Annotated in this window: 21 protein-coding genes; 2 read left to right on the top strand and 19 right to left on the bottom strand. The window is 28.7% G+C overall.

What is annotated here, in order from left to right; genetic code table 11:
- Positions 1 to 69: 69 nt before the first annotated feature.
- The 6 genes from RYO54_RS14425 to RYO54_RS14450 all read right to left on the bottom strand — a co-directional run bounded on the left by RYO54_RS14425 (position 70) and on the right by RYO54_RS14450 (position 4,771).
- Positions 70 to 513 (bottom strand): NUDIX domain-containing protein, encoded by a 444-nt coding sequence (locus RYO54_RS14425; RefSeq protein ID WP_315120178.1) that lies wholly within the window; start codon positions 511 to 513, stop codon positions 70 to 72.
- Positions 514 to 644: 131 nt separating this feature from the next.
- A complete protein-coding gene (locus tag RYO54_RS14430) occupies positions 645 to 1,628 on the bottom strand; it encodes a tetratricopeptide repeat protein (RefSeq protein ID WP_315120180.1) in 984 nt (327 codons plus the stop codon).
- Positions 1,629 to 1,786: 158 nt separating this feature from the next.
- The gene (locus RYO54_RS14435) at positions 1,787 to 2,248 is read right to left on the bottom strand and encodes a GNAT family N-acetyltransferase (protein WP_315120183.1); all 462 of its coding nucleotides are present in this window, start codon (positions 2,246 to 2,248) and stop codon (positions 1,787 to 1,789) included.
- A gap of 55 nt (positions 2,249 to 2,303) precedes the next feature.
- Positions 2,304 to 2,987, bottom strand: coding sequence for a cyclase family protein (locus RYO54_RS14440; protein WP_315120186.1), 684 nt, complete (start codon positions 2,985 to 2,987; stop codon positions 2,304 to 2,306).
- A gap of 43 nt (positions 2,988 to 3,030) precedes the next feature.
- Positions 3,031 to 3,834, bottom strand: coding sequence for a lipid II flippase Amj family protein (locus tag RYO54_RS14445; protein ID WP_315120189.1), 804 nt, complete (start codon positions 3,832 to 3,834; stop codon positions 3,031 to 3,033).
- Between the two features lie 37 nt (positions 3,835 to 3,871).
- The gene (locus tag RYO54_RS14450; RefSeq protein WP_315120295.1) at positions 3,872 to 4,771 is read right to left on the bottom strand and encodes a radical SAM protein; all 900 of its coding nucleotides are present in this window, start codon (positions 4,769 to 4,771) and stop codon (positions 3,872 to 3,874) included.
- Positions 4,772 to 4,998: 227 nt separating this feature from the next.
- On the opposite strand from RYO54_RS14450, the gene RYO54_RS14455 reads away from it, so the two are divergent.
- Both RYO54_RS14455 and RYO54_RS14460 read left to right on the top strand, forming a co-directional pair.
- Positions 4,999 to 5,541, top strand: coding sequence for a GerMN domain-containing protein (locus tag RYO54_RS14455; RefSeq protein ID WP_315120193.1), 543 nt, complete (start codon positions 4,999 to 5,001; stop codon positions 5,539 to 5,541).
- Between the two features lie 84 nt (positions 5,542 to 5,625).
- Positions 5,626 to 6,882, top strand: a complete 1,257-nt coding sequence (locus tag RYO54_RS14460) for a class 1 isoprenoid biosynthesis enzyme (RefSeq protein ID WP_315120196.1) — start codon at positions 5,626 to 5,628, stop codon at positions 6,880 to 6,882.
- A 116-nt stretch (positions 6,883 to 6,998) separates the two neighbouring features.
- On the opposite strand, the gene RYO54_RS14465 is transcribed toward RYO54_RS14460, so the two are convergent.
- The 13 genes from RYO54_RS14465 to RYO54_RS14525 all read right to left on the bottom strand — a co-directional run bounded on the left by RYO54_RS14465 (position 6,999) and on the right by RYO54_RS14525 (position 26,248).
- Positions 6,999 to 7,844: a hypothetical protein gene (locus RYO54_RS14465; RefSeq protein WP_315120199.1), complete on the bottom strand. Its 846-nt coding sequence runs from the start codon at positions 7,842 to 7,844 to the stop codon at positions 6,999 to 7,001.
- Positions 7,845 to 7,850: 6 nt separating this feature from the next.
- Positions 7,851 to 8,195, bottom strand: a complete 345-nt coding sequence (locus tag RYO54_RS14470; RefSeq protein ID WP_315120202.1) for a hypothetical protein — start codon at positions 8,193 to 8,195, stop codon at positions 7,851 to 7,853.
- Positions 8,137 to 9,138 carry a hypothetical protein gene (locus RYO54_RS14475; protein WP_315120205.1) on the bottom strand — a complete coding sequence of 334 codons (1,002 nt, stop codon included), beginning with the start codon at positions 9,136 to 9,138 and terminating at the stop codon, positions 8,137 to 8,139. Before RYO54_RS14475 ends, RYO54_RS14470 begins: the two co-directional genes overlap by 59 nt.
- A gap of 233 nt (positions 9,139 to 9,371) precedes the next feature.
- The gene (locus RYO54_RS14480; RefSeq protein WP_315120206.1) at positions 9,372 to 9,983 is read right to left on the bottom strand and encodes a DJ-1/PfpI family protein; all 612 of its coding nucleotides are present in this window, start codon (positions 9,981 to 9,983) and stop codon (positions 9,372 to 9,374) included.
- A gap of 129 nt (positions 9,984 to 10,112) precedes the next feature.
- Positions 10,113 to 11,291 (bottom strand): hypothetical protein, encoded by a 1,179-nt coding sequence (locus RYO54_RS14485; RefSeq protein ID WP_315120209.1) that lies wholly within the window; start codon positions 11,289 to 11,291, stop codon positions 10,113 to 10,115.
- Positions 11,288 to 12,562: a TRAFAC clade GTPase domain-containing protein gene (locus RYO54_RS14490; RefSeq protein WP_315120213.1), complete on the bottom strand. Its 1,275-nt coding sequence runs from the start codon at positions 12,560 to 12,562 to the stop codon at positions 11,288 to 11,290. Before RYO54_RS14490 ends, RYO54_RS14485 begins: the two co-directional genes overlap by 4 nt.
- Positions 12,563 to 12,624: 62 nt before the next feature.
- Positions 12,625 to 13,272, bottom strand: coding sequence for a hypothetical protein (locus RYO54_RS14495; RefSeq protein ID WP_315120216.1), 648 nt, complete (start codon positions 13,270 to 13,272; stop codon positions 12,625 to 12,627).
- 33 nt (positions 13,273 to 13,305) lie between these two features.
- Positions 13,306 to 14,571: a vWA domain-containing protein gene (locus RYO54_RS14500; protein ID WP_315120218.1), complete on the bottom strand. Its 1,266-nt coding sequence runs from the start codon at positions 14,569 to 14,571 to the stop codon at positions 13,306 to 13,308.
- A gap of 26 nt (positions 14,572 to 14,597) precedes the next feature.
- A complete protein-coding gene (locus tag RYO54_RS14505) occupies positions 14,598 to 16,937 on the bottom strand; it encodes a hypothetical protein (RefSeq protein WP_315120221.1) in 2,340 nt (779 codons plus the stop codon).
- A 63-nt stretch (positions 16,938 to 17,000) separates the two neighbouring features.
- The gene (locus RYO54_RS14510) at positions 17,001 to 20,408 is read right to left on the bottom strand and encodes a tubulin-like doman-containing protein (protein ID WP_315120223.1); all 3,408 of its coding nucleotides are present in this window, start codon (positions 20,406 to 20,408) and stop codon (positions 17,001 to 17,003) included.
- A gap of 21 nt (positions 20,409 to 20,429) precedes the next feature.
- Complete coding sequence (locus RYO54_RS14515) at positions 20,430 to 22,169, bottom strand: vWA domain-containing protein (protein ID WP_315120225.1); 1,740 nt, start codon at positions 22,167 to 22,169, stop codon at positions 20,430 to 20,432.
- 23 nt (positions 22,170 to 22,192) lie between these two features.
- Entirely contained in the window at positions 22,193 to 23,545 is a 1,353-nt protein-coding gene (locus RYO54_RS14520) for a hypothetical protein (protein WP_315120228.1), read from the bottom strand.
- Positions 23,546 to 23,587: 42 nt separating this feature from the next.
- Positions 23,588 to 26,248: a hypothetical protein gene (locus RYO54_RS14525; RefSeq protein WP_315120229.1), complete on the bottom strand. Its 2,661-nt coding sequence runs from the start codon at positions 26,246 to 26,248 to the stop codon at positions 23,588 to 23,590.
- Position 26,249: the final 1 nt, after the last annotated feature.

Consider the following 26,249-nt stretch of genomic DNA (forward strand, 5'->3'; position numbering starts at 1 on the left):
TCCCCTTTTATAGACAAAATAATTATAGGTTTATGTAGAGTTTACTTATCAAAATATCTATAATATTTTTTAGCGAACAAAAGGTGTTTCTTGTTCACATAGTGCATCATTTAACCACTGAGGATGCATTGGTAGAATGTTAGAAGGTAAATTGTCAGTGTTAAAATACTCTAATTTCAAAGTTTCCGGTGAAGAGCAGGATAGTTGTCCATCTATAACTTCCCCTTCAAAATATGTTGTTACAAAGTGAGTAACATGCCCATCTGGGTATTTAAAAACTTGAGACTTAGGATCTGAATAAACGCCTATCAATCGCGTGATATTAATATTTAATCCTGTCTCCTCTTTTACTTCTCTAATGGCAGCTTCCATTACACTTTCTCCAGGTTCCACATGCCCTGAAGGAATTCCCCATAACCCTACATCTGCACGTTTTTGTAATAGAACCCTTCTATCTTTATCAAAAATAATAATAGCTACTCCTGGCCAAATATCATCGATAATCTCCTTCATTATCTTTCACTCCCTTAAACTATTTAATGAAGATTAATATTTTACATCTAATTTCATAGATAATTTCTTTTAATTTTTAAATTTATTTTAGTTCCTTTTAATTTCTTTATTCTTCTTTTATAACATAATTATTATTTTATCAATGAAATAAATTTTGCATTACTTTTCAAATCATCAAATGCCTCATCTTCTTTAGCGTACTCTTTGTATTCTTCATCAAATTCAATTGATTTACCCAAATCTATTAATGCCTCATCAATTCTATTCAATCTCGCTAATACTCTACTTTTACCATAAAAGGCCTCGGAAAATTCATTATTTAACTCTATGGCTTTTTGGTAACAATTTATTGCCTCTTCATTTTCATCTAAATAATACAATGCATCGGCTTTATATAAATATACAACTTCTTCATTTTTATCTATAGCTATAATTTTATCATAATAAGTTATTGCTGTTTCAAAGTCTCCTAAATTGTAATGAGATTCCACTAAGTAATAATATGCATCTATATCCTTAGGTTTTAATTTTTCATACTCCTCAAAACAATCTATAGCTTTTTCATATTCTCCTAAATCATAGTTTATAACGCCTTTTCCATAATATGCATATGAACATTTCGCATCATATTTTAGCGCTAAGTCATAATTCTCTAAAGCTTCTTCATATTCACCTAATGCTAATAGGGCATTACCTTTATTTGCATATGGTTCCGCAGACTTTGGCTCTAACTCAATCGACTTATCACAGTAAGTTATAGCTTCTTCATATCTATCTAAATCATTCAAAGCCCAGCCAGCATTATTATAAGCTACATCACTATAAGGATCTATGTCTATTTCCTTCTTGTAATAAGCAAGAGCTTCTTCATACTTGCCATCCATGTGTAACTTATACCCTTTTGAAAGATTATTTTCATCTGGGTACATGTAATTCAATATACCTAAAGCAATGATTGCTATAGAAATAATAAAATAAAAAATGCTTGTAAAACCATCCCCGAATAACCTTCTTAAACCCCTAGCTTTTCTATGGTTCCAAAAAAAGTTAGGTTTTGCCATTGTACATAAAATAATAAATAATCCTATCACTATGCTTAATATCAAAATACCCATAAATTTGTCCCTCTTTTCTCGTAATTTTAATTCCATGTAAATAATCGTATATATTAGAAAACACTTGATATTTTGAAACTATAATAACTATGCTAACTATGGCTATTTAACAACTTCTTATCATAAATTTAAGCATAATGATATACTTATATTTAATTTTATAAATCCAGACTTAAACGAATCATATCCACACAATCTATGCCATTTTCTATAATCTTATCTTCATAATGTTTTATAAAGAAGTTTTTATCTATGCTTTTCATTCTGAATCCACATTTTTGATAAAGCGCTAGCTGTGATATACTTGAGTTCCCAGTACCTACCTCTAAAGTTTTAGCTTTTTTCTCTCTAGATCTATGGATAGCATCCATTACTATTCTTTTACCTAGTCCTTTTCCTTGAAACTCTTCTTTTATTGCTACATTTACAAGCTCCATGGTAAAAGGTCTTGTTTTTATTAGAACATATACACCAACTATAATATCTTCTATATAACCACCATAACATTCCCCTCTACTAATATAATCTTTTATAGCTTCCATAGAAGGATCTGCTAAAAGCAATAAATCAAAAGGAATCTTTTCATCTTCATTTATTTCTCTTATTATAAATTTGTCCATATAATATTTCCCCTTTGTATAAACATGTATGTTAAAATGTACTAATTAATTTTCCCTATTGAATCTCTGCAAATGCTCTTATTGACATAGCTGCAGTTTTCTTAGCTTTTAAAGGGACAGCAAAGAATCTAAAATCATGGTCATATAATTTTTCTAATGACGTTAAATTTTCAACTATGAGAATTTCATTTTTTAAAAATAAAGTGTGAGCAGGTCTTTCGGGATTTTTAGAACTATCTATATTTATAGTATCTACTCCTACAAGCTTTACTCCTGAACTTATAAGAAAGTTTATAAGCTCTTCAGATATGTATGGATAAGAATGATATTTTTCCTCTCCCCAATGCTTGTCCCATCCGAAATTAAATAAAACAGCTTTGCCCCTTAAATCAAGCCCATCAGGAATAATGCTAACTCCTATGGATTCAAACTCTTCCCTGGCCCTTACATCTATAACTACACCTGGAAGTACAACTTCATTTATTTCAATTTCACTGATGTCTCTCCCCTCAGGGTAGCGATGGTATGGAGAATCCAGATATGTACCTATTGAAGTTTGGAAGGTTATCTCTGTTATCTCAAAACAAGCCTTCCCTTCATAGTTAGGTGCCGACTGTTCATGAGTTATAAAAGGTTTTATTTGAGCTGTGTATTGTATTAACTTCCCAGATTCATCCTTCATTTTAAAACCCGGCATTCCATCTTCAAAATAATGACTTAAGTCTATAAATCTTGACATTTACCTCACCCCATAATTATATTTTATATATAAGTTTTGCAACTTAAATTAATCTTGCTACAAACCCAATTAACCTTGCTGATGGAACTAATAATATTTGTGATAATATAGTACCTACAATTAATCCACCAACTATAAATATTATGCACCTATTGAATTGCAATTCCGTGCAGTCCCCTTTTATTACGTCATCTGTCAGCATTGATATGAACGGATCTATAAATATAAACATTAATATTGTAGAAAATCCATTTATGACAGAGGATAAAGTACTGCATGTGGTCCTTAATTCAGGGTTTAAACATCCAGCATATAATGAGGCCAACACACCAACTGTAGATATAGAAAAAGCTATTGTATTTAATAAAATAATCTTTTTTGGCATTTTATTAAAACTTTTTAAATGAACAAAATTATCTCTTTTGGGTATAGTAACACTTTTTTTAAATTGCTCTATGCCTGATTTAGAAAATCCATGTAATAATAATTTGGGTATAGAGCGATGAACACTAAATGACTCTACCGCTTTCCCAAATACTTTTATAAATGTAGGCATCAATAAAGCACCAGCAATTGTAGCTAATGTTGATGAAAATAGCACCCATCTAAAAACATGCAATAAGCCTTCTGTATTACCTATCTTTATGCTATTTTCAATTGTTTTAGCCATTAATGGGGCTTGAATCGTGTTGGCAGTCCTAGAAATTAAGGCAAATATATTAAACACCGCAAATGATATAGCTATTCGTCCTGTTTTTACTGCTACAATTCTTACTGAATATGCTAAAGTTGATATCACATATATAATGAATGTAAGCACAAGAACAATTATAATTTGCTTTGACATTTATCTTCCTCCATGAAAATCAATATAGTTATCTATCTTATACTCCAGTAAAGCTTTTAAAGTCTGGAACAAACTCTTTTGATGAAGTTCCCTCTTCTTGTATAAATGCATTCTTAACTCCTAACTCTAAAGCATAGTCTATAAGTGCATCATAATGTCTCATATCTAAGGTTTTATTAATCTCTGGATAATCCTTAGCATTAAACATTGGAGTATACTGATTCATAATGCTTATATAAACATTATCGCCAAAAGTTTTATATAAGAAATCTATAATCTTTCTAGAATCAAAGTATAATCCTGGAAGCATAAGATGCCTTACTATTACCCCCTTTTTTATTATGCCTTCCTCATCAAAGATAACTTTTCCAGTCTGTCTATACATTTCTTTTATTGATAGAGAGGCCTTTTCAAAGTAATCCCTAGATTTGGAATATCTTAATGAGTATTTAGGGTTATAATATTTTAAGTCGGGCAGATATACATCTATATGCCCTTCCAAGGCTTTTAAAGCCTCCAAGCTATCATACCCATTAGAGTTATACAGTATAGGAATCTTTAAACCTTTAGCCTTTGATAGCTTTAATGCTTCAATTATCTGTGGCACATAGTGAGTAGGCGTTACAAGATTTATATTATTAGCCCCTTTTTCTTGAAGCTCTAAAAATATTTGTGCCAATCTTTCAATTGAAATCTCCATGCCTAAGTTTTCTTGACTTATACAATGGTTTTGACAGAATACACACTTTAAATTACAATTAGAAAAAAATATGGTTCCTGAACCACTCTTTCCTGAAACACAAGGTTCTTCCCAAAAGTGAAGATCAGCTCTTGATATCATAACTTTATCACTAGCTCCACAAAACCCAACCTCACCATTTAATCTATTTACTTTACATTCCTTTGGACATAATTTACACTCATTTAACATGTTCATCATTTGTAACCTCTTATTATAATTTTAATATATATTATATCACTAATTTGTTCTTACCTACAGGCAATAAAAAAGACAGTACTCAGCAAGTTAAATGTAGAAATATATTATTAAGGTAACATAATCATGATATACTAAAATATAATAACTAAGCATGTATTGTTCAAAGAAAATATTTTAAAAAAGAGTGAGGTGTAAAGTGGTAAAGTTAAATTTGCCACGAAAAGATGAAAAAAAGATTTTTTCCAGTAGTGATTTCTATAATATTTGCTATTGCTTTAATTGGCTGTAAAAGTAATGAAAGGCCTAATGAGATGCCTGCTATTACTGAAGAAACTTCAGTGAAAAATACTAAGTGTAGACTGTATTTTTTTAATATGTCTGAGTTAAAACATTATTATATAGATAAAACACTACCTATAGAAAATAATGCTTTAATCACCGCTTTGACAAAAGAGCTGCAAAATACTTCTTATAACAAGGACTTTTTGTCATTAACAGATAAAGTAGAGGTAAAATCCGCAACGCTAGATGAAGCAACTGGCGTTCTTAAAGTTGTGTTCTCTGATTCTTATGTAGACCATATGCACTTAGGGTCTAGTACTGAAGGCGGTCTCTTAACATCCTTACTAGCTACTTATGGTTATAATTTGGGTGTAGATAAAATCGCCATATATTTCAACGATGAATTATATACCTGCGTAAAAGGAGATTTACCAGAGGGATATTTTCCTGTGGAATATCCACCTGCTGAACCCTATAATCCATAATATTATAAATAGATTTTAAATTTCATGATAACTCCTGTATAATTAAAGTACAATGAATAATATAGGAGTTATTTTGTTTTGATTATGAATGATAAGAAAAATATTGATTATTTAATTAATTTATATAGAGATATATGGTGGAACTCTAGTACAGAGTTAAGATTAAACATTGAAGCTACCACCTGCTTTGAAAAGAATAAAAACGAAAAAAACTTTGACCGTTTTATTAACTTAATGATAAGCCATATAAAAAGCTTCCCAAAGAAGGATAAAGAACGACTAAAGTGGAAAGAGAAGGCCGATAATTACATTGAAAATATTATTTTAAAGGAAGATGCTTTTAAATTAGGCGTAATAGATAAGGAAATGAAAAGCAGATTCTTTAAAGTTACAAAAGAATTTATAAAGGAATGTAAAAGTTTTGATAGCAATTTAAATTATAAAGATATAGGTCAGGCTATGAGAAATGTGTGGATAATTAGTATTTTCCAAAAGGTCATAGATAGTGATATTGAATTTACCAACGCGATTTTTGGTTACAGTATGCTTTATCCTTACACTGATAACTACCTGGATGATTCATCTATATCTATGGAAGAGAAGAAGAATTTTAATGATCGATTCTCAAAGAGATTAAAAGGTGAAAAAATTAAAGGTATTAACTCTCATGAAGAAAAGGTATATAAATTAGTTGAATATATTGAATCAGTATTCAAGAGAGAGAATTATAAAGAAGTCTATGAGAAATTATTATTAATCCATGATGGACAAGTGAAAAGTTTGACCCAGCAAGAAGTATTAAGTGCTCCTTATGAAAAAGATATTTTAGGTATATCTATTGAAAAAGGTGGAGCTTCTGTTTTAGTGGACGGATATCTCATTAATGGGGCTTTGACAAAGGATGAAGAAATTTTTGCCTATGGATATGGATTTTTGCTTCAACTCTGCGATGATCTCCAAGATGTAGGTAGGGATTTAGAGAACAATCACATGACCATAATGTCACAGTTAGCTGAAAAATATCCTCTTGATATGATTACTAACAAATTAATGAACCTTACCATAAGCATAATAGATGATGAAAACTGCTTTAAAGGAAGCAACAAAGAAGAGCTGAAAGAACTTATTAAAAATAACTGTATAATTATGATACTTTTTGCTATTGCCCATAATAAAAACTTTTTTTCTAAAGAATATGTTAAAGTAATAGAAATTTTTTTGCCTTTTACATTGAGTTATATAGATGACCTTAAAACTAACTTAGAAACAAAATTTAAAACTTTAGAACCTAGCTACAATGATACCTCTATAGAAGATATCTTGTTATATTTACTTGATTAAATTTTATTTAAATTTATAAGGAGTCTGATGAAAAATAAACAATCCCTCTCATATAAATTCTATGTCGAGAGAGATTGTTTATTTATTTATCCAATTATTTATTTTAATCACTTATTTTAATTAGTACAGTAAATAATACCTTTGTCCTTTAATTCATCAAATGTTTCTTTAACCATATTATATATTTCTGGCTTAATTCCCGTGAGCTTTATGGAATTAAACGTTAAATCAAATACAAATAATTTTTCTAAATTACTTAATGATATAATTTTAGGTATTAAATTTTTAGGTATTATAATATTTTTTGAATCTTTATTTATAAAAGCGTCTATATATTTTACCATTTCATTATTATCAATCATTATTGCAATAATTTCAGCCTTAATTTCTGCACTTTTTATTTTCTCTTCAGCATATTTTGGATCTATCTTTCCTTCTCTCTCTTGCACTTTTATATTTTCTATTTCTTTTTCCTTAATATCTTTTATACTTTCAGCTTCTTGAGCTTTGATAGATATATCTTTATAATTTATTTCCTTAATTTGAGAAACTATATACTTAAAATTTTCGAACATATTTTCATTAAATAATACTTTAATGGCAAAATATCCTATTATTAATACTTTCACAACTTCTATATTTAATATAACTTTGAAAATCTCATTTAAAATAAACCTAGTACTTAAAAGCAGATTGTTCCATTGTTCCCATAGTATCTTATATGAGTTATTTAAATTTAATTCTATTCCTTTAGATCTCATATATATATAATTATAAATAAAATAACTCATTATTAATAATAAAAACAAAGGATATTCTTTTTTAACAATAGATACTATTTTAAAAGAAAAGCTATTATCATCAACTTTATTTTTTTTATAGAATGAAAAAGCTATCAATAATATACATCCTAATAAAAATATATAGTCTGAAACTAAAGTTCTATTCAAATTAAGTGTCATCATTATTTATTCGTTTAAACTCATTTTAAATTTCTCATTATTATCATAAGGATAATAACGTTCCTTACAATAACTGCATACTACCAGTTGATCTTCAGTTTCAGACACATTTTCATAATTACAAACAGGGCATTGAGATGAGTATATTTTTTTAATTATTCCTTTGTTTTGCAATTCAGTTATAGCTTTAAATACTGAGGCTTGGTCATTATTTATTTTTTGGGATACATAAGAAAGTGTTACACCTCTATCACCTATAGTATCAAGGAGCCTAACTATATTTTTATTGATACTATGACATTGCATATTCTGTTGATAATTCATAGCTTGGAAAAATTTCTTTGCATACATTTTGGATTACCTCCGTGTCAAAATGTGGAACATTCAAAATAATTTCACCTTGATTTTTTAATTGAAACCATCTATTTTCAATATTACATTCCATGGTTTTAACTGTATGATCTTCATTTTCTACTGCATATTTAATAGCTTCTAATCTATGATCATTATGTCTTCCATCTTTTTTACTACTCTTTAAATTATTTTTAGGTTCTATTGGGTCTGAAGTTTCAATTACTATCACTTCTTTAGAGCTTTCTCCATTTAATTCAATTGATTCTAGATAATCTTTTATGTAATTATTCAAGTAGCAGTCAAAACTATACTTAGTCAATGTATTTTGATCTCCTTCTGTAAATAAATTGCAAAAGGCTTGCTTTTTTTCTGTTATAGCTTTTCCCTTTGAATTACCATCATCATCTTCATTCTGAACATCGTTATAAAACATGGCCACAATACCTTCTTTTAGGTCAATAACAAATTTTGTATGGTGATAATATATTCGATTTATATTTGTCACCACATTATGCATATCTACTTCTGTTTCCTCATACTTTCTCAGTTGAGCCATTTTGATTGTAGTAAATCTATCATCAAAATTTACATAATAAGGATATAGGGTCTCATCCACGTTTTTTACTTCCTTATTATCTATGGTATTATTTAACCTATTATTTATTTTAAACTGTTCTCTTAATATAGGTGACAATAATTCTTCTTGTTCTTTTTCTCTTAAATAAAATACAGAAACTTTTTTAAAGGCTACATCTTCAAAATCAAAAAGAATTTCATTTTCATCTATTATACCATATTTTTCTATAAAGACATTTGAAAAATCTTCTAAATTTTTTTCACTAATACAAATGCTATATTTATCATTTATATAATTTCTAATATACTCATATTGCACACCAATCATCCCTAATGATTTCCACCTTAATTTATTTAGGCTCATTATGGTTCCCTCCCCCAATAAAATATATTATTGAACTCTTAAGAACATTACTATATAAAATGTATATAAATCATTAAGAATACCTGTTACTTACAAATTATTAGAATTATAAAAATCCAGAATTCTATTTCATTGTAAATCTTTTCCATAGATTTTTCAACTATTTTTTTAATATTAATATAAATTTCATTAAAATTTTAAGAAGATTCCATATTCTACAATAAACGAGCTAATTATGCTAATGCATATAATTCGGCAAAAGGGTCCCATTCTCTATCTTCATTCCATTTATATTCAATGCCATTACTAATTTCTATAGCCTTTTCTCTCCCCATTAAATACTCAATGAATCCTAATGTCATATCCATTCCTGCTGAAACTCCTGATGAAGTAAATATATTACCGTCATTTACCCATCTAGCTTTTTTTATCCATAATATATCTTTTCCTTGATCCATTACCCAAGTAAAGGCTCTTTTGTTTGTGGTAGCTTTTTTCCCCTTTAATATTCCTGCTTTAGCCAATAGTGCTGCTCCTGTACAAACACTCATAATATATTTTGATTCTTTACTAATGTTTTCTATAAAATCCATTAATTTTTCATCATTAACTTTTTCTCTTGTACCCATTCCTCCTGGAATAAATAAAATATTTTCTTTATTATATTCATTATCATATGTGCTTGTATCAATTCTTACGCCTTGAGAACTTGAAATAATCCCACCATCTAGAGATATAAAATTCAACTTAAAGATTTCTGGCAAACGCCCTAATATTTCAACTGGGCCGAAGACATCTAATGTTTCAAACTCATCAAATAAAATTATATTAACAACATAACTCATATTTTCCTCCAAAGTTAATTTTTTAGTTTTAAAATAACTTTTATCTTGAATTTATACTCCAACCCATATTTTACCACGAATTCAAATAAATATATACTTTTTTATAGTAATTATAAACTTAAAAGTTTCCTATTTTCTTTTATAAAAGTCTTTAATTCTTTTTATGAATTTCCTAAAACCTAAAATATATTTTTTGTTTCCATCTTCCATGTTTTCTTTACAACAACTATGGCTATAACCATCTTTATTTGTAACTTCATGGCGTCCTAGGCTTTCATTTAAATTCTTTTCTTTCTTATTAGCATTCAAAAATTCTTTATACTTTACTTCCATATCTTCTATATAACAGTCGTTACCTTGACTATAAATAAACTCAACAATACTATTATATTCCTCAATATCTAATTTATTTCTAATATCAAACTTATCTAAAGTTTCAAAAAAATATTTTAGCATATCTACCTTATCTATATTATTTATAATATAATCCGTAAAGCTATTCTCTCTATCTAAGTCCTCTAAATAGAAATTATTATCTGCAAAATTAAATACATATCCTGCTTTTATCTCTGTTGTAAGTCTTTTTATGCTTCCTTTATTTAAGAACATGAGATTTATAAGATCCTTATTTTGAGGTTCTTTCATATAGGTAATAAACCCAATTTTTCTTCTCACTTCAAGTGGAATGCACTTATAAAGATATGTTAATATCTCCTTAGATATATTGTTTAAATCCTTTGGTTCACAATCTAAAACTATATATATCTTTTTACCATATAAAGCTGCATTAAAAGAGGCTTCAATAAGCTTTTTAAATGTTTTTTTCTCTATGCCTGTCTTACTAAACATCTCATCGATGGATGAAAAACTTTCTGCATTTTTTTCTATGCTTGTTTCTAAAACCTCTGGAATAATTTTTCCATTGTCTACATTATAATTATCTACAAAGTCATTTAAATAAATTATTTTCTCTGGATTTTCTATATAATTTTCTATTTCTTTTTCCGAAATTATATAGTTATGTGTAAAATATCTATTTCTATTTCCTGTGTAATCCTTACCTGCAAAAACTGATTGTCCTATTATCATCCTATTGTCTCTCGTATTTACACAAAATAATGCTTGAGGATATTTTGTAATATCCTCTTCTCCAGCTAAAATAGATGGTGCTTCATAAAAACATAAGTTGTGAAGTACATCAACTATAAAATCATCCTCTAAATTTATGCTTTTACCCACCGTATCATATCCTGGAGTATTACTGTATGCACCTTTTTTATCCCTTGTATAGTAATGTTGTTGTATCATTGTCTCCCTCCATCCAAATAATTCATTTGATAGAGAAGCCATAAAAATGGTTCATCCACCCTTAAAGGATTTACGCTATTACCGCTATCTATCTTTAAATTTTGTGGATTACATCCTAAGGATGACACTGCAAAATATCCAGTAACTCCAAAATAAGTATCCATGGCTCCTTTAAAAGAAGCATCTGCTTTTGATAAAAATTTTCTTACTTCACCATCTATATTTTCGAATTCGTTTAAATTGAAAAATCCACTATGATCGTAGTTTCTAAAAATATTGCTATTTGCGTTTATGTATTCCTCATCATTTAAATTTATCAGCATATCACTTTTTGTAACCACAATTGCGGTAGGTATATTAGTCTTCTCTTTAGATTGCTTAGATATAAAATTTTCAAATAGATAAACTATTATATCCTTAGGCTCTTGATATTTTTCTGTAAAATCACCTTTCATTTCTCTATTTACAAGGCTTAATTTTTTTCTTAAAGTTCTCATTTGCAAAGGATCCACAAGAAATATTATTCCATCAGAATTTTTAATGTGTTCCCCATGCTTTTCTATGTAATCTTTATCTGTCATTCCTTCCCCAGGAATATCATAGAAAATAAAAGTAATTGGAGCTATTTTGTCATCTTTAAATTTCATATTTTCTATTAAAGGTTCCACATGTTGTTTAGGGGTAGGGTCCAACATTATGTTCTTTTCAAAAATCTTTTCTTGATTTTCTCTTATTTCATCATTATATAGGGAACTTCCTGCAATAAGAGAGGAGTTTATTCTCTCACAGCTGTACTTCTCTAATGTGTATAAGAGAGTTGTCATATAAACAGATTTTCCCGCTTGTGAAGCTCCAACCACAGAAATAATTTTTGATGGTCCCCTTCCTGAGGTTATAGGAAGTTCATTATGACAAAAAGGACAAAGTCTTTCACTGGTAGCCACATCGTACTTATCCCTAATCTCTATTAACACTCCATCCACTCTTGTCTTATTCTTTTCTGGAAGATCCTTTGGTATAATTATAGGGTTTATTTCTCCTAATACACCTTTTCCAACTTTCTTATTATACTCATTTAACAATTCATCTACAGCTTTTTCATATTCAGGATCTCCATTTTCAAAGTGAGATGCTCTAAAAACCACCTGCTCCGTCTTAAATTTTTTAAAGCAAAATGGGCATGTTATCATAAAAGGTCCTTTTTCGTAAGTTGCCTTTTTATAATTATTATTTTCACTTTTATTTCCTCTAAAAAAACTAAAAAGACCCATTAAACATCCGTTCCTTTCACAGTTTAATTATTATATTTATTAGCAGAAAACTTATAATTTTTTTATCTCTGTTTAAGATTGTATAAATTGCCGTACTTCTCTACATCCTTTATAAAAACCTTTATGTATTCGTCCTTTTCTATAACTATTTCTGGCATAATATTTTCACCTGGATAAATATTGTGAATAAAATCAAATTGTATACCATCATTTTTATTAAGAGGATGCGAATCTTTCTTTTTTACATAGCACAAAACATCGCTTTTTAGCTCTATATCTGAATTTATTATAATTTCAATAATTTTTTCTTTTGAAAAAAGACTTTTGATACTCTTAATGCTATTAATATTGTAGTATATATTAGGAATACCTGTGCTTACAATTATTTCATTTCCTCCATTTTGTTGTTTTAAAAGTGCTACATCATCTTCTATTTCAATGGCTGGGAAAATAAAAAATTTATATTGCTTTACTTCTTTTATAGTCTCTACATAACCATTAAATTCCTTATACTCTTCTTTTGTATATAATTTAAACCGCTTATTTTCAATACCCTCCATTGAAAAATCTTCAAAGCTATCTACCTTTAGTATATATACTATGTCTATATCTTTGGGCCAGTTCCATCTTATTGTGAATTTTTCTTTATCTAAGATGTAATTTACTTGGCTTATCTTATTTTCCTCCCCTTCAAACTCTTTTATCTTCATCAAACTCCCCCTTTAACCATGCGTTAATAGCCATTAATCGAATTTATTAATAATTTTTTCTTCATCTTCCACATGTCTCTTTTTGCCATTTCTAGAATATGAAGACTTGGAGTAGTCCTTTATATCTACCTTTACAGGAATAAATGTAAAAATTGAAGCTATGATTATATCAGCCAAAAATCTATGCATACCCCCTATCCATGGTAAGTGTAAAAATCCATATTCAATGATTAACCCTGCTAATATCCCTGAAATGCTTCCTCCTATTATAAAACCTTTAAGCAAATTTTTATTATCAAATACAAAGCTTACACATACAGGTATAAGAATTCCAAGTATAGCAATTAATAAAATTCTAAGTATCATATATAATGTTTCTCCCTCAAAAACTCCATTTCTCTTGTCTACGAGAAGTCTTTGCTGTCTATTTTTATATATTTCGTTAAATACGTCCTTTAACTCTTTTACATCCTTTACATTATGATAGGTTCCTCCAGTTTCTCTGGATATTTTTTTTAACATAGAAAAATCGTTGCCATTTGACATTCCAATAGTATATACCGGTATTTCTCCTTCTATAATGGGATTCATAGTATCCTCAAATTCTGAATTAAGATTAAAGTTATCTCCACCATCGGACAATAGAATTATCATAGCACTCCTATCACTACTTGAAGTGGACTCTATTTCTTTATAAGCCTCTTTAAGAGCTTGATTCATATTAGTATTTCCAACTGGATTTTTATGCTCTTCTAACTTTTCTTCTACATAAGCTCTTGTATCCGGTGTAACTTCAGTCATAGGTAATATCTTTTCTACATTATCATCAAATTTATATATGGAAGCCCTGTTATCTTCTTTCATATTATTTAATAAATTTAAAGTAGCTTTAAATCTTTCGTTCTCTGGGTCCGTTTCCTTCATACTTCCTGAGGTATCTAAAAGCATTACTACATCATTTATTTTCTTAGTTTTACCTATATTCATATCATATACAAATTGAAAAATTGCTCCCATTATAAACATAGCCACTAGGGTACAAGGTATTAAAAATTTAAAAGAGGTTTTTAAATAATTATTTTTCCAACTATGGCCATTTAATCTTGGACTTATCATCTCTGCTATTAAGCACATAAACCCTATGCAAAATGCTAATATTCCAAAATATAGGCCCATAAGTATACTGTTAGGAAGTGTATACTTATATAGTGATAATAAAATCTCTCCGATAATGAATCCTAATACTCCTCCAATTAAGCTCATTATGGCCATGGTTAAATTTATTCGTTTCTCTATCACAAGGCTTCCCCTCCATATTAAAATATCTATATTATATCTGGTAACTTATCTTCATCTATTCCATGAAGTTTATATCCTTTTTCTATACAATACTTATAACATTCAAAAGCATTTTTAATATAAACTACATCTTTAGCTGTAAAACCGCCCATCAAACTTAACTTTTCAATTCCACTAGCTCTTTTTTCATGTATGTATCCAATTTTATAATTTCTAGTATTTCTATCAAAGTGAAAAGCATATTTTATAAAACTGCTTTCATAATCTCCAAAGAAATATTTTTCTTCATATGCTCTCACATCATAATTCATTATGTATGCTTTAACAGCTGAATTATCATCTAATATATTAAAGAGTTTTCTATAAAGTTCATCTTTAGAAAGCACACTATTATTGGAATCAACTACATCCACATTAGCTCTTTTATTGAACTCTTCCTCAAAAGCTTTGTAAAATTCTTTATTAGATAAAATATACTTATTACAAAATTTTATAAGTTTTTGAAGCAAAGCATCCTTTCCTTCTTTCAGTATTTCACAAAGATTTCCCATGTACTTTTCATTGAAATAGAACCCTTCTCCTTGGGTACTCTCCATTTCTGTCATTATTCTATTTACTAGATTCTCATAATAGGCATTTATATTTTGACCGGTATATTCATCTTGGCTTTTTATTATTTCATCCTCATAATCTTTTACTATCTTTTTAACTTCATTTAAATCCTTTATATAAATATAAATTTCCTCATTTATTTTACATAAAATCTCTTCATACTTTCTGAGGATCTCCTTCATCATCTCAAACTTTAAAACTTCAACTTTCTTCTCATACACAGCGAATATATTATTCTTTACTTCTTTAATCTTTTCATCTTTAAAAAATATACTTTTAATATTAAACCCTTCTAATGCCCTATTTTCATACATATTTTCAATTTGATTATTTAAACTATCAATATTTTTTTGGATTGAATTTTCACATTCCCTTATGTATTTTATTCCTTCCCCTTCTTCTAATGTCCATAGCCAGGAACAATATACCCCTAAACTAGGGTTATTTATTATATCCTTATAAATTAAATCTCTTATTTTATTTTCAAGTTTTATATTACGTAGATTCTCTTCCGCCCTTTGAATAAAATTTTGATTGAAAAATTCTTCACATCTTCTACCGTAAAGATTTTCCTCCGCATCCCTTACTGTAAGCCTATATAGCTCATTTTTACCCTTTGAAGTCATTATGCTCATCATATCATTTACATTTACAGTTTGTGGTATTAGCCCCTCTCCCATTAAATCTAAGCTATGTTCATCTATCTTTAGAATCCTTCCAATAAAATTCCTATCCTTTTTAGAAAAATATATCATCTTATTCAGTACATTATCATAAAAGGCTCTAATAACAGTGGCAGCAATGGCTCCATTAGGTGTTTTTACCTTTGAAAGCCCTCCAGTTGAATATATATTTCTCAATTTTTCCGAGGAAATAGAGCTTATATTTGCTTTAAATCTGCCATTATCATAATATTGATTTTCTATGTCTGAATAAGTTTCTCCCTCTATACCTATGTTTTTCAAAAGGCTTATGTAGGATATTATCTCATAATTATTTTCCATTGATATTTTAGGTATTAAACCTTTTTCATTCTTCTCTTCTAATAAATATGTTAAATAAAATAGAGGGCCCTTTTCTTCTACAGACAACTCCCTATCCTCTCCGTATATGGCTATCTTTTCATTGAAGGTAAAATCTTTTTTTTGAATGTACTCAATTTCCCTAAAAAAGCTCACTGCAAAGGCTTTTGAGTAAAATTCATCTTCTACATTTTGTTCTTTTATAAGTATATATAAATCCATTAGTGAACTCTTAAAAACTTCCATCATTCTTTTTTTTATAAGTATAGATACTTCTGGAAGTATTATATTTAAAGGATCATCTGCCCTTGTTACTACAGAAATACCAAGGTTCTCAAAGGAATTAAACATTTCTCCGCAACATAACATTTTATCTCTTACCATAGTTAATTTTTCATTTAATTTGTGAAGAAATTTTTTATCGCTGTAAAATCTCTCTCTTATGCTATTTCTTAAAATATTCTTGTCTTTATGCTCATAAGAAATTTGAACATTAAATACATTGGAATGATCTTCTATATCTTTAGTAGATATATTAATAAAAATTATTCCCTCTCCATTATCCCATCTGTCTTTTATATTGTTGATAAAGGATGAGGCTTCAATTACACTATCCCCTATAAATACAAAGAGCATAGGACTTTGTGAATTCCTTTGAGCATCCTTACTAAAAATTTTCTTATCCATATTTAATGCGTAATTATTGACAAAATTAGTTAATATATTATCCATACAAATTCCTCCTGAGCATCTTTAACACATTGAAGGTAAGGGATACCCTTACCTTCTAAGCTTCTACTCTAATTGTTTTTTTACTTCTTGAAGTCTTGAAAGCATATCACTATAAAACAGGAAGAGTTCCTCTCCTTTAACAAGCTGATATTTTCTTGTTTCTAAATCTTCTACAGATGCTTTTATCTTATCAAAAAGTTCACTTACATTTTCTCTAAGACTTTTAGCATCTTCTTCTAAAGAAAGTTGCTCTAATCTCTTATCTGAAGTTTTATCTACAATAGTTTTCTCTTTTTCATCAAGAGATATATATTTTCTATAAATAGCTTCATGTTGATATTCTTTATCCTTTAATGTATTTATGAAAGGCTCTATCTCTACTTTACTTTCTTCTCCCCCATTATAAACAAAAAGTAATCCTGCTTTTTTTATAGTTTCTGTATACATGGCTCTAAGGAAGTTATCCATATCCGTTTCAGCCTTACTTAAATTATTTATTATGCTTTCAAGTTCATTTTTCTTTTCTATAATGCTTTCATATTTTTCAACTTCTGCTTTCATAAGCTTTGTAAGTTCTAATGTTCTTATTAAATTATTTTTTGCTTTTTCTTCACTACTGCTCTCATAAATATAGTATTTTTGAGTATTAGCATTTTCCATAGGGGTTAATCCCTTATCTAAAATCCCTTTGATTTCTTCTAATGCCTTTTTTATTTCTCCTACATTAAATTTATCATCTTTTAAATTTATGGAATATTGACTCATAAACTCTTCAATATCAAATGGTTCTGTAATGATACATTTATATTTTACATTGCTGCTTCCTTCAACATCTACAATACATCCTAGTTTAAGCGCACGTTCAAAAAGATTTCTTACCTCATCATTATATTTTTTAACTCTTTCATTAGTATAAGTTGAACCCCAGCTCTGCTCTGGAATTGGAGACGGCAAATAATTCCAGTTTTTCTCTCTACTTTGATACAAATGTCTTCCTATTCCATCGTATTCAAATAGTGAGCTTTCATAAATCTGTTCATAATGCTTTATTGCGGAATATGAATAAAGAGGCACTCCATTTCTAGTATTCAACCAGAATATTCTATTGGTTACCATGCTTTCTTTTATATTAAGAGAGGTTCCTGTATTAGCATTTTTCTTATATTCTTTTATTCCCTCAAGAATTTTTTTAGCATTTCTAGGCACAGAAACCATGCTCCATGAAGGGAAATTAAGGGCTTCCATATTGTTTAAATGAAAAATTGGTACGGCGTCTTTATCAAGCCTTGGCGCAATTTCATCCTTAATTAGACTTATTATAGATTTATCTTCCCCATATTCTAGTGCGAGGAAATCCTCCATGGATTGAGTTATTACATCTCCATATTCTTCAGAAACAAAGTTTGATATAGATCCAACTACATCCATATGAACATCATCAATCCATTTTTGAGATTCTTCTAAAAGCTTCTTTGAAAACCTTCTAACTATTTCATCTGCAGTATCTTTATTTACTATTTTTTCAATATAATCCGTTAAATCTGGAACATTCACTACTGTCCAAGAATAGCTTCTTCCAAGTACTCCTTCTATTTCTTCTCCCTTTGCAAGTATTTCACCGTCTTCTTTAAATATCTTATTTAATTCATTAAGAATCTCTGTATATACTCTGTATATATTGTTATTTAAATCACTTAAATCAGATATTACGTTTCTGTAAAACTCCATAACTCTAAAGATTCTTTCTTCTTCAGCCCTTAGAATATACTCATCACTTTTAGCTTCAATATAGTCGTTTTTCTTTCTATCTTTTGTAAATAATATAGCTTTTTTAGCCTCAACTAATCTATCTTCAGCATCTTCCCTGCTCATCTTTATTTCTCTAGATACATTTGAAAGCCTTTCTTCCAATGAAACTATTTCCGCCTCTAGTGTCTTTATTACACAAAAGCCTTTGGAAAATAACATCCTTGACGCATAAAATGGCCCTTTACTAGGATCTCTAAAAATGCCATCTAACATAGTTCTTACATTTTTTACAACTTCTCCTGGGTATTGAGTTTTTACCTTATTATATTCATTAGTACAATCTCTTAAAAATTCCTTCATTTCATCATCAATATTTATAGCTTGTTTTTTTATAACATTGTCATAACTGTACCTATCTCTATCTTCATAACCTGAAATAGGCTCTCTATCTTGAAGATGAAGTTCAAACCTTTCTATTACAGAATCTTCATCTAGTCTAATCTGTCTTATAAACTGATCTATATCCTTTTCTTCTGGCATCTTCTCAAACATATACTGCATCTTTTGAAAAATCTTAAAGGCTATATATGTAGTTATTTCTTCAATAGGAAGCACTGCTGAGGAAGCTCCTATCATTACATATTTATAATTTGCCATATAAGGTTTTACCATATTGTCTGTGTTTTGCTTTAAGTTGCTTATATAGTCCTGTATTGCAAACTCCCCGCCAGATTCTCTCACTTCATTTGACATAAAGTTTACTATATTTTCCGCCGTAACATTCATACAATAGTCATAAGCATTGCTCATAGGTCTTCCTAAAGTATTGGTAGCGGATATCAAATGACATAAATTGAATGGAGGCATTGGAGAATCTACTGTGAGTCTGCTCCTATATTTTTGTTTAAATCTTTCGTGTCTATCTCCTATACCCATGAGGTAATCCAACTCTTTAAGGGCTGCAAATCCATTTTTTATAATATAGGATTGTGATGTTTGATTATCTGCTGCCCTTGACAAGTTAACATCTGGAGTAAATAAATATCCCATTATATTAACTTTATCTTCTCCCTTAGAACCATAAATGTTATTCATGATTCCTCTCACTATATAGGGAATATCTATAAAGGTTCCGCTTCCTGTTCCTCCCGCTAGTCCTGAGAGGACAAATACATGTAAAACATCCTCACTATCTTCTAACAGAAGCCTTATCTTCTTTTCAAGGCAATCCACTATTTCATTGATCTTTGTAAATAAAAGCAGCCTTCCTAATTGTCTTATACCACCAGCCCCATCGATACCACTTTCCGCTGATAACTCTGGCGCTAACCATTCCTTTATGGAATCATCTAATATTTCACGGTCATTTAATATAGATCTTACTTCTGCATTTGAAAGCATTACTAATTCACTTTGTGGATCAAGACCCATTCCAAAGTTTGCTGGATATTTTTTATTTTTTTCCTTTTGGTTGGTTTCAAAACCTAAAAACTCAACCTTTTTAGGTTTATCTTTTCTCGTATTTGATAGCTTATCTTCCTCAAGAACAAATCTTTTATTTATTTGATATTTAAGTCTTAACATTGCATCTATACCAGTTCCCCCAAGGCCTATTATAAGCATTGGATTAGATATGGTCTCTATACGTATTTTATCACTTATAATTCCTCCACCTTTTTTAACTTCAAGGTCTTCTAGATGCTCTCTAACTCTTATATTCATAAAAACCCTCCATTTTATAGCCTATTTAGAATAAAATTCTACAGTTACACTCTTTGAAATTTTGTTTAATTGTATTGTTACTTTATTTCCATTATAAAGTCTTATATCAGAATCCTTATTTAGTTTTCTGCCTGACTTTTGAACAATACATTCTGATTTATTAACTAGTTCTATACTATCATCATTTTTAAATATAAATCTTACCCCTTCTGTTTCTTCATACTCTTCTTTAAGTCCTAATACTTCAAATAAAGAAAAGCTTCCTCTGTACCCTTTTAAACTTCTAAATTGAGGTGGTAAAAATTCATTGGTGTTTTCATCCTTGATTTTAAGCTCTACACGTCCAAATCCATTTACACGCTTCTTTTTAGCAGATGCAAGTATTAATGCTATGATCAATACTAAAACTGCTACTCCAATTCCTCCTAAAACTAAAGGTTTCTTTAAAATACTTTCCTTAGGAGGATCACTTGCTACTGCTCCTCCCCCTCCAATAATTATAGGAGAACTTTCTCTATAAAAACTACTTCCATCTACTCTTACCTTAAGTTCATATTTTTCATTATCTGGAATAGAATACTCTCCTTTAAATGCACCTTCTTCAACACTTAAAGGCACTTCTTTTATAGAATTATCTTTTAAACTTTTTATAATTAAGTTTCCCTTAACTCCATTATACAGCTCTTTGTCTGTAACCTTTTGGCCATTATTTACAAAGTAAGCTTCTACATTTAATTTATCTCCTTTATTAGGATTCACAGGGTCAAATTTTGCTTCTATTTGAATATCATAGTTAAATACATAACTTAACTTTATGCTGCTCCCACTTACCCCTTTTACTTTTAATGTCCATTCTCCTACTTCAGGCTCTACAATTTTTAGCATTGAATATTTTTTTGAAGAAGTAAATATTGCATTTGAAGAAGGTATAGAAATTTCTTCTCCCTTTGGATTAATAAGCTTTACTTCTACTGGTTTATCTGAAATCATTGATATATTAGCTTCTAATACATTGGAGTTTGGAATATCTATCTTTAATTCTTGAAAACTTCCATCTAATTTTAAAGTTCCTTTATCTTGAACTTTTAATTTTGAGTTATCTGCATATATATCTGTAAGAATTTTTGGCAAGTCCAGTGCAGTGTTAGTTATATAATTCTTACCTTTAGTGGCATTTGATATTTCATTTAACTGATCCTTATCCACAGTACCATCGTAATTTAATCCTATGGTATATACTGGGTATCCCTTTTCCTTACATATATTTATAGCTTCATTTAGATCCTTTAATGATTCTTCATTACTTCTTAAAGGGTCGTTTTTACCATCTGACAGTAATATTATTACAGGTCTATGGTTCTTATCATGCTCGCTATCTAATAACTTTACCCCTTCTAATAATCCTGCACCTGTATCAGTTTTCTGACCATAGGGAATATTAGAGGCCATATTTTTTATTCTATTTTTATCATCATTTGAATCCATTTTATTTAAATTATGCGCTCTAACTACATTGTCTGAATAGGCCACAAGTCCTACTTTATTGCCTTTAAGTTGAGACATATCTAAAAACATTTTTACCGCTTCTATCCTTATATCCTCAGGATCGCTTGCTTTCATCGAACCACTGGCATCAAGCACGAAAATTACATCTAAATTTGAAGATGATTCTGCTGCTTTAACAGATGTAAAGGAAGCGGAAAATATCTGAAATATCACCATTAGCATTATGATTAAATTTAATTTAATTTTAGATTTCAAAATTGCAATACTCCTTTCTAATTTTATTTAAGCTCTTTGTTCGCTTCACTTAAAATCCATTTCATAGGTTCAGTTACACATTCTACATTGTGCGCTTTCTCCTTACTATGATTCCTTATGGAATTACATGAGAAAAACTTATAACTTGCGAAATTATAGTTAATTTTTCTCACTATCCTTTCTCCACCAATTCTATTTAATAAATCTTCAATACTATCATGTAAATTATCATCTAATTCTTCTATATTATTCACAACTATTGCTATAGGTATGGGTATAAGTTCATCTAATTTAATTTGACGAATTTCTCTTAAAGCTATTATAAATCTGTCAAGGAAATCATTTATCTCATGTATGCCTACATTAGGCTCTATGATGAATATTAATCCATCCACATATCTATGATACTTTTGTTTCTTAATACTATCTTTATCATTAAATTTCTCTCCCAAAATATCATAAATATACAATAATTTTTCACTAGAAAACTTTTTTGAATTTATAGCTAAGTTATAAACCTTACCATCTTCCTTTAGATTCTCTTTTAAAAATTTTACATTCCATTTTTTCTCCACAGAAATATTATTCAATAGTAGGTTTACCGCTGAAAGTATAAAAGAAGTTTTTTCTGAAGTTTTTGAGCCCACAACAGATATACATATTGGAGCACTCTCCTTAATTTCAATCTCTTTAGAACATGTAGGACAAATTGCTTTAATTTTATCTGTTCTTGAGTAAAATGCACAGGGAATGGCTTCCCCACAGACACATTTTCTTCTTATAATGCCATAGGGTCCAGGAAATAATTTCTTATGAACTCTTCCGCATTTTACACATACATAATAAGGTAATTGAAATTTTTCATCGCAATGTGAACAAATATTTGAAAGCTTTCCTTTTACCCTTCTCATTTCTTTTAAGCTTTTAATTATGTAATAAAATATATAATTAGGAATGCTAATTATAGTGATAATTAAAAAGTGAATGAAGGTGTAAATTACTCTAAAAATATTACCAAATATATATATAGATATTTCAAAAGCCTTTAGTTTTTTAAAATTAACTTTACCTCTATCATACATCTTTTTTTTCATAAGCAGTACTTTTCCTCTATTAACCCCGTCAACACTGAACCAGGTATTTTTCAAATCTCTATATTGCTTATGAAAAAAATACTTTTCTTTGGCTGGTTCATTAAAATCATCTATTTCTTTTACTGAAATCTTACCCATACTAAATTTCAATGCTTCAAAGTAAGTAAAAGTACATATAAAAAAACTTTTTAAAACTGCACTAATAATACTTGGTAATCCTAATGCCATAAATAAAATAATTGCTATAATAGAAATGAGTATTTTTATTATTAAATCTAACATATTACCCTCATCACATCCAATCCATAATATATTTAATTTCTTCTATCTTTTGAAAAAGGATAATATATTTTTAAATCCACCTTTCTCCGCAGATTTTATCTTTATCTTTTCCCACTCTTTTAATATAGCAGCTTCATTTCTATCATCTTGAATTTTTTCAACTATATATTTATCATAATTGTTTATTTTTCTTTCATTAGAATTTTGTAATACATATATAATTTTATCTTCAACATACTGTTGTATATTCTCTTCAAAATCCACTTTACCTTTTAATGTAAAAATAACATAATCTAAAAATATTTCATAAGCTTCTATATTAGAATCCTTTAACATATTTTTATATTTTTTTTCATATAAAATATTTATTATGGTGTCAGTGTAGATTCTATAATAAATCTCCTCATATTCTTCACATAAAAAAGCCCTCTCTATTTTGCTGTGATCAATATAATCTCTAATATACATACTGAGATTTGATAAGATCCAACTTAAATATTCTTCATATTTCTCTCTACTCATATGTGAAAAATCAGCCTTAAAATTTCTTAAAGCCTTCATTTTATTCTTATAAGAATCATCTTGAAGTTTCTTATAAATACATACAAGCTCTGTAATACTACAATGAGTATTTATCTTATATTTATTTTTAAGCTTTTCTACTTCCTCAATACCATTACAAAGACCATCTGCATCTTCTACTCTGATTTTTTCCTCAAAATTTAATATAATCTTTTGAAGAAGTCTTTTATTTGTCTCTAAGTAAGATGAGTTCTTGCATACATAATTCAATATTTTTTTATATCCTTCTAGAGATATATCTTCAAAGAAATTAATGTATGTATCCACTCCCTGCCAAAATCTCTTATTTCTATATTCTATAAACTCATCAAAAATCTCTTCACAATATTCAATAAAGAAATTTTCATTATTCATATTTTTTGAAAGCTCATATTTGAATATATAAAACATAAAATCCATACCGTAAGGTTGAGCATACATATTAGAATACACTTTCTTTTTCCAATATATGTCCTTCTCTCCTTCAGTAACTACAAACTTAGCTAAGATTTCTTCAACAGAACTACTTTTACATTTATGTAGGTTAATTATGTATTCCATAATTACTATATTAGACACATACTCCCATTCATCTTTAAAATAGTAGACAACCTCTTCTATATCTTTAGGGTAATCTAACAATATTTCCATACATTTTTTTAGTAATTTTGTTCTATTTATATCCTCTTCATTGTTCATACTAAATAATTGTATTTTCTCAGTTATATCACACTCTTTGTTAAAGGCTATTATATCCTCTATTATGGACTTAAGATAAAATTTTGCATGTCTACCCTTAGCACCTTCAAGATAAGTATTTAATACCTCTATCCTATTTTTATCTAAGCACATTTTAATAAATTCATGACTGCTTTCTTTTTCATTGTCTCTAATTTTTTTATATAATTTAAAAATTTCTTCCTCATCCATATCTTCTTCATCTGTAATAAGGCAGTGCATAGCATCAAAGAAAAAAACATAGGCTTTTTGTATATGTTCATATTTCTTTGTTTCTCTTCCCATATTAAATAAAAACTTTGCTACTATTTCTGTAAGCTCCCTATCAACTTGAGTGCTAATTTTCTCTAGATTAGGGCTAATTTGTTCAAAAAGTTTAGTAAAAGCATCCTGTGACTTATATGTATTAGCAAAGGTTATAGCTTTTTTTATATTTTCAACATTTAGCTTTTCTATTCCTTTATTAACTATATTATATAAGCAGATACAATCTTCTATATCCTCATCTAGTAGGTTATATTCAAACTGTTCAACAAAAGATAAAAAAGATAAAAGTACTTCTTTTGAAACTGTGTATCCTACTTCTACTAATTTTGAAAAATTAGTATTAATTATTTGTTGGTTGCTTTCATTAAAATTTATAAAAGTATATTTATATAATTTTTGATTGCCTTTTAATCTAAATACGCTTCCGTCTTTATCAAGAGCAGAAATTATATAATTAGTATTTTCAGGATTATAACAGTATGTTGTAAAAGAAAAGGTTTGTGCTAAATTTTTAGGTAAAGACATTTGTATTGCCCCAATCCAATAGGGATTATTTTCTTTAGAATCCCAAAATACTAAAGCTTTACCTTTCTTTTCGTACCCCACAACATTATCCATCAAAGCCTTAAAGCTTTTTCTTCTATTTTCTGTTCCCGTTCCTTTTAAAAATTTCGATATTGTATAAAAATCAATTACATTACCTAAGTGTATTTCTTCTAAATTAGGTAGCGGATTTATTTCTACTACATTTTCCTCTTCAAAGGTTAAACAATCTCTAAAAGTTATGGAACCGTAAAGTTCTATAGGATAAAATGGCCACATCTCATCAGAAATTAAAACATGAGAAAAGTAATTTCCATACCTTCCTGAGTAATCCTTACCAATGTATTTTGATTGACAAATACAATACTTCCCATTCTTTAATCTAAAAGAAGATAGTGCCACTGGAAATAGCTTTTCTATTTCTTCCTTTGTAGGTTGAGTAGGAAGATTCTCTGGGGGTATATATATACAATGAGCCTCAATTTCTTTCCTTTCTTCTTCTGTGATTCCTTCAGACATGGAATATGTTTGAAATCCCATTCCTAAAGAAATACCTTTCTTACATGAAGTATAAAAAAGCTGCTGAACTTTCATA

Origin of the sequence: uncultured Clostridium sp. (assembly GCF_963515715.1) — a bacterium.
GTDB lineage: Bacteria > Bacillota > Clostridia > Clostridiales > Clostridiaceae > Clostridium_AW.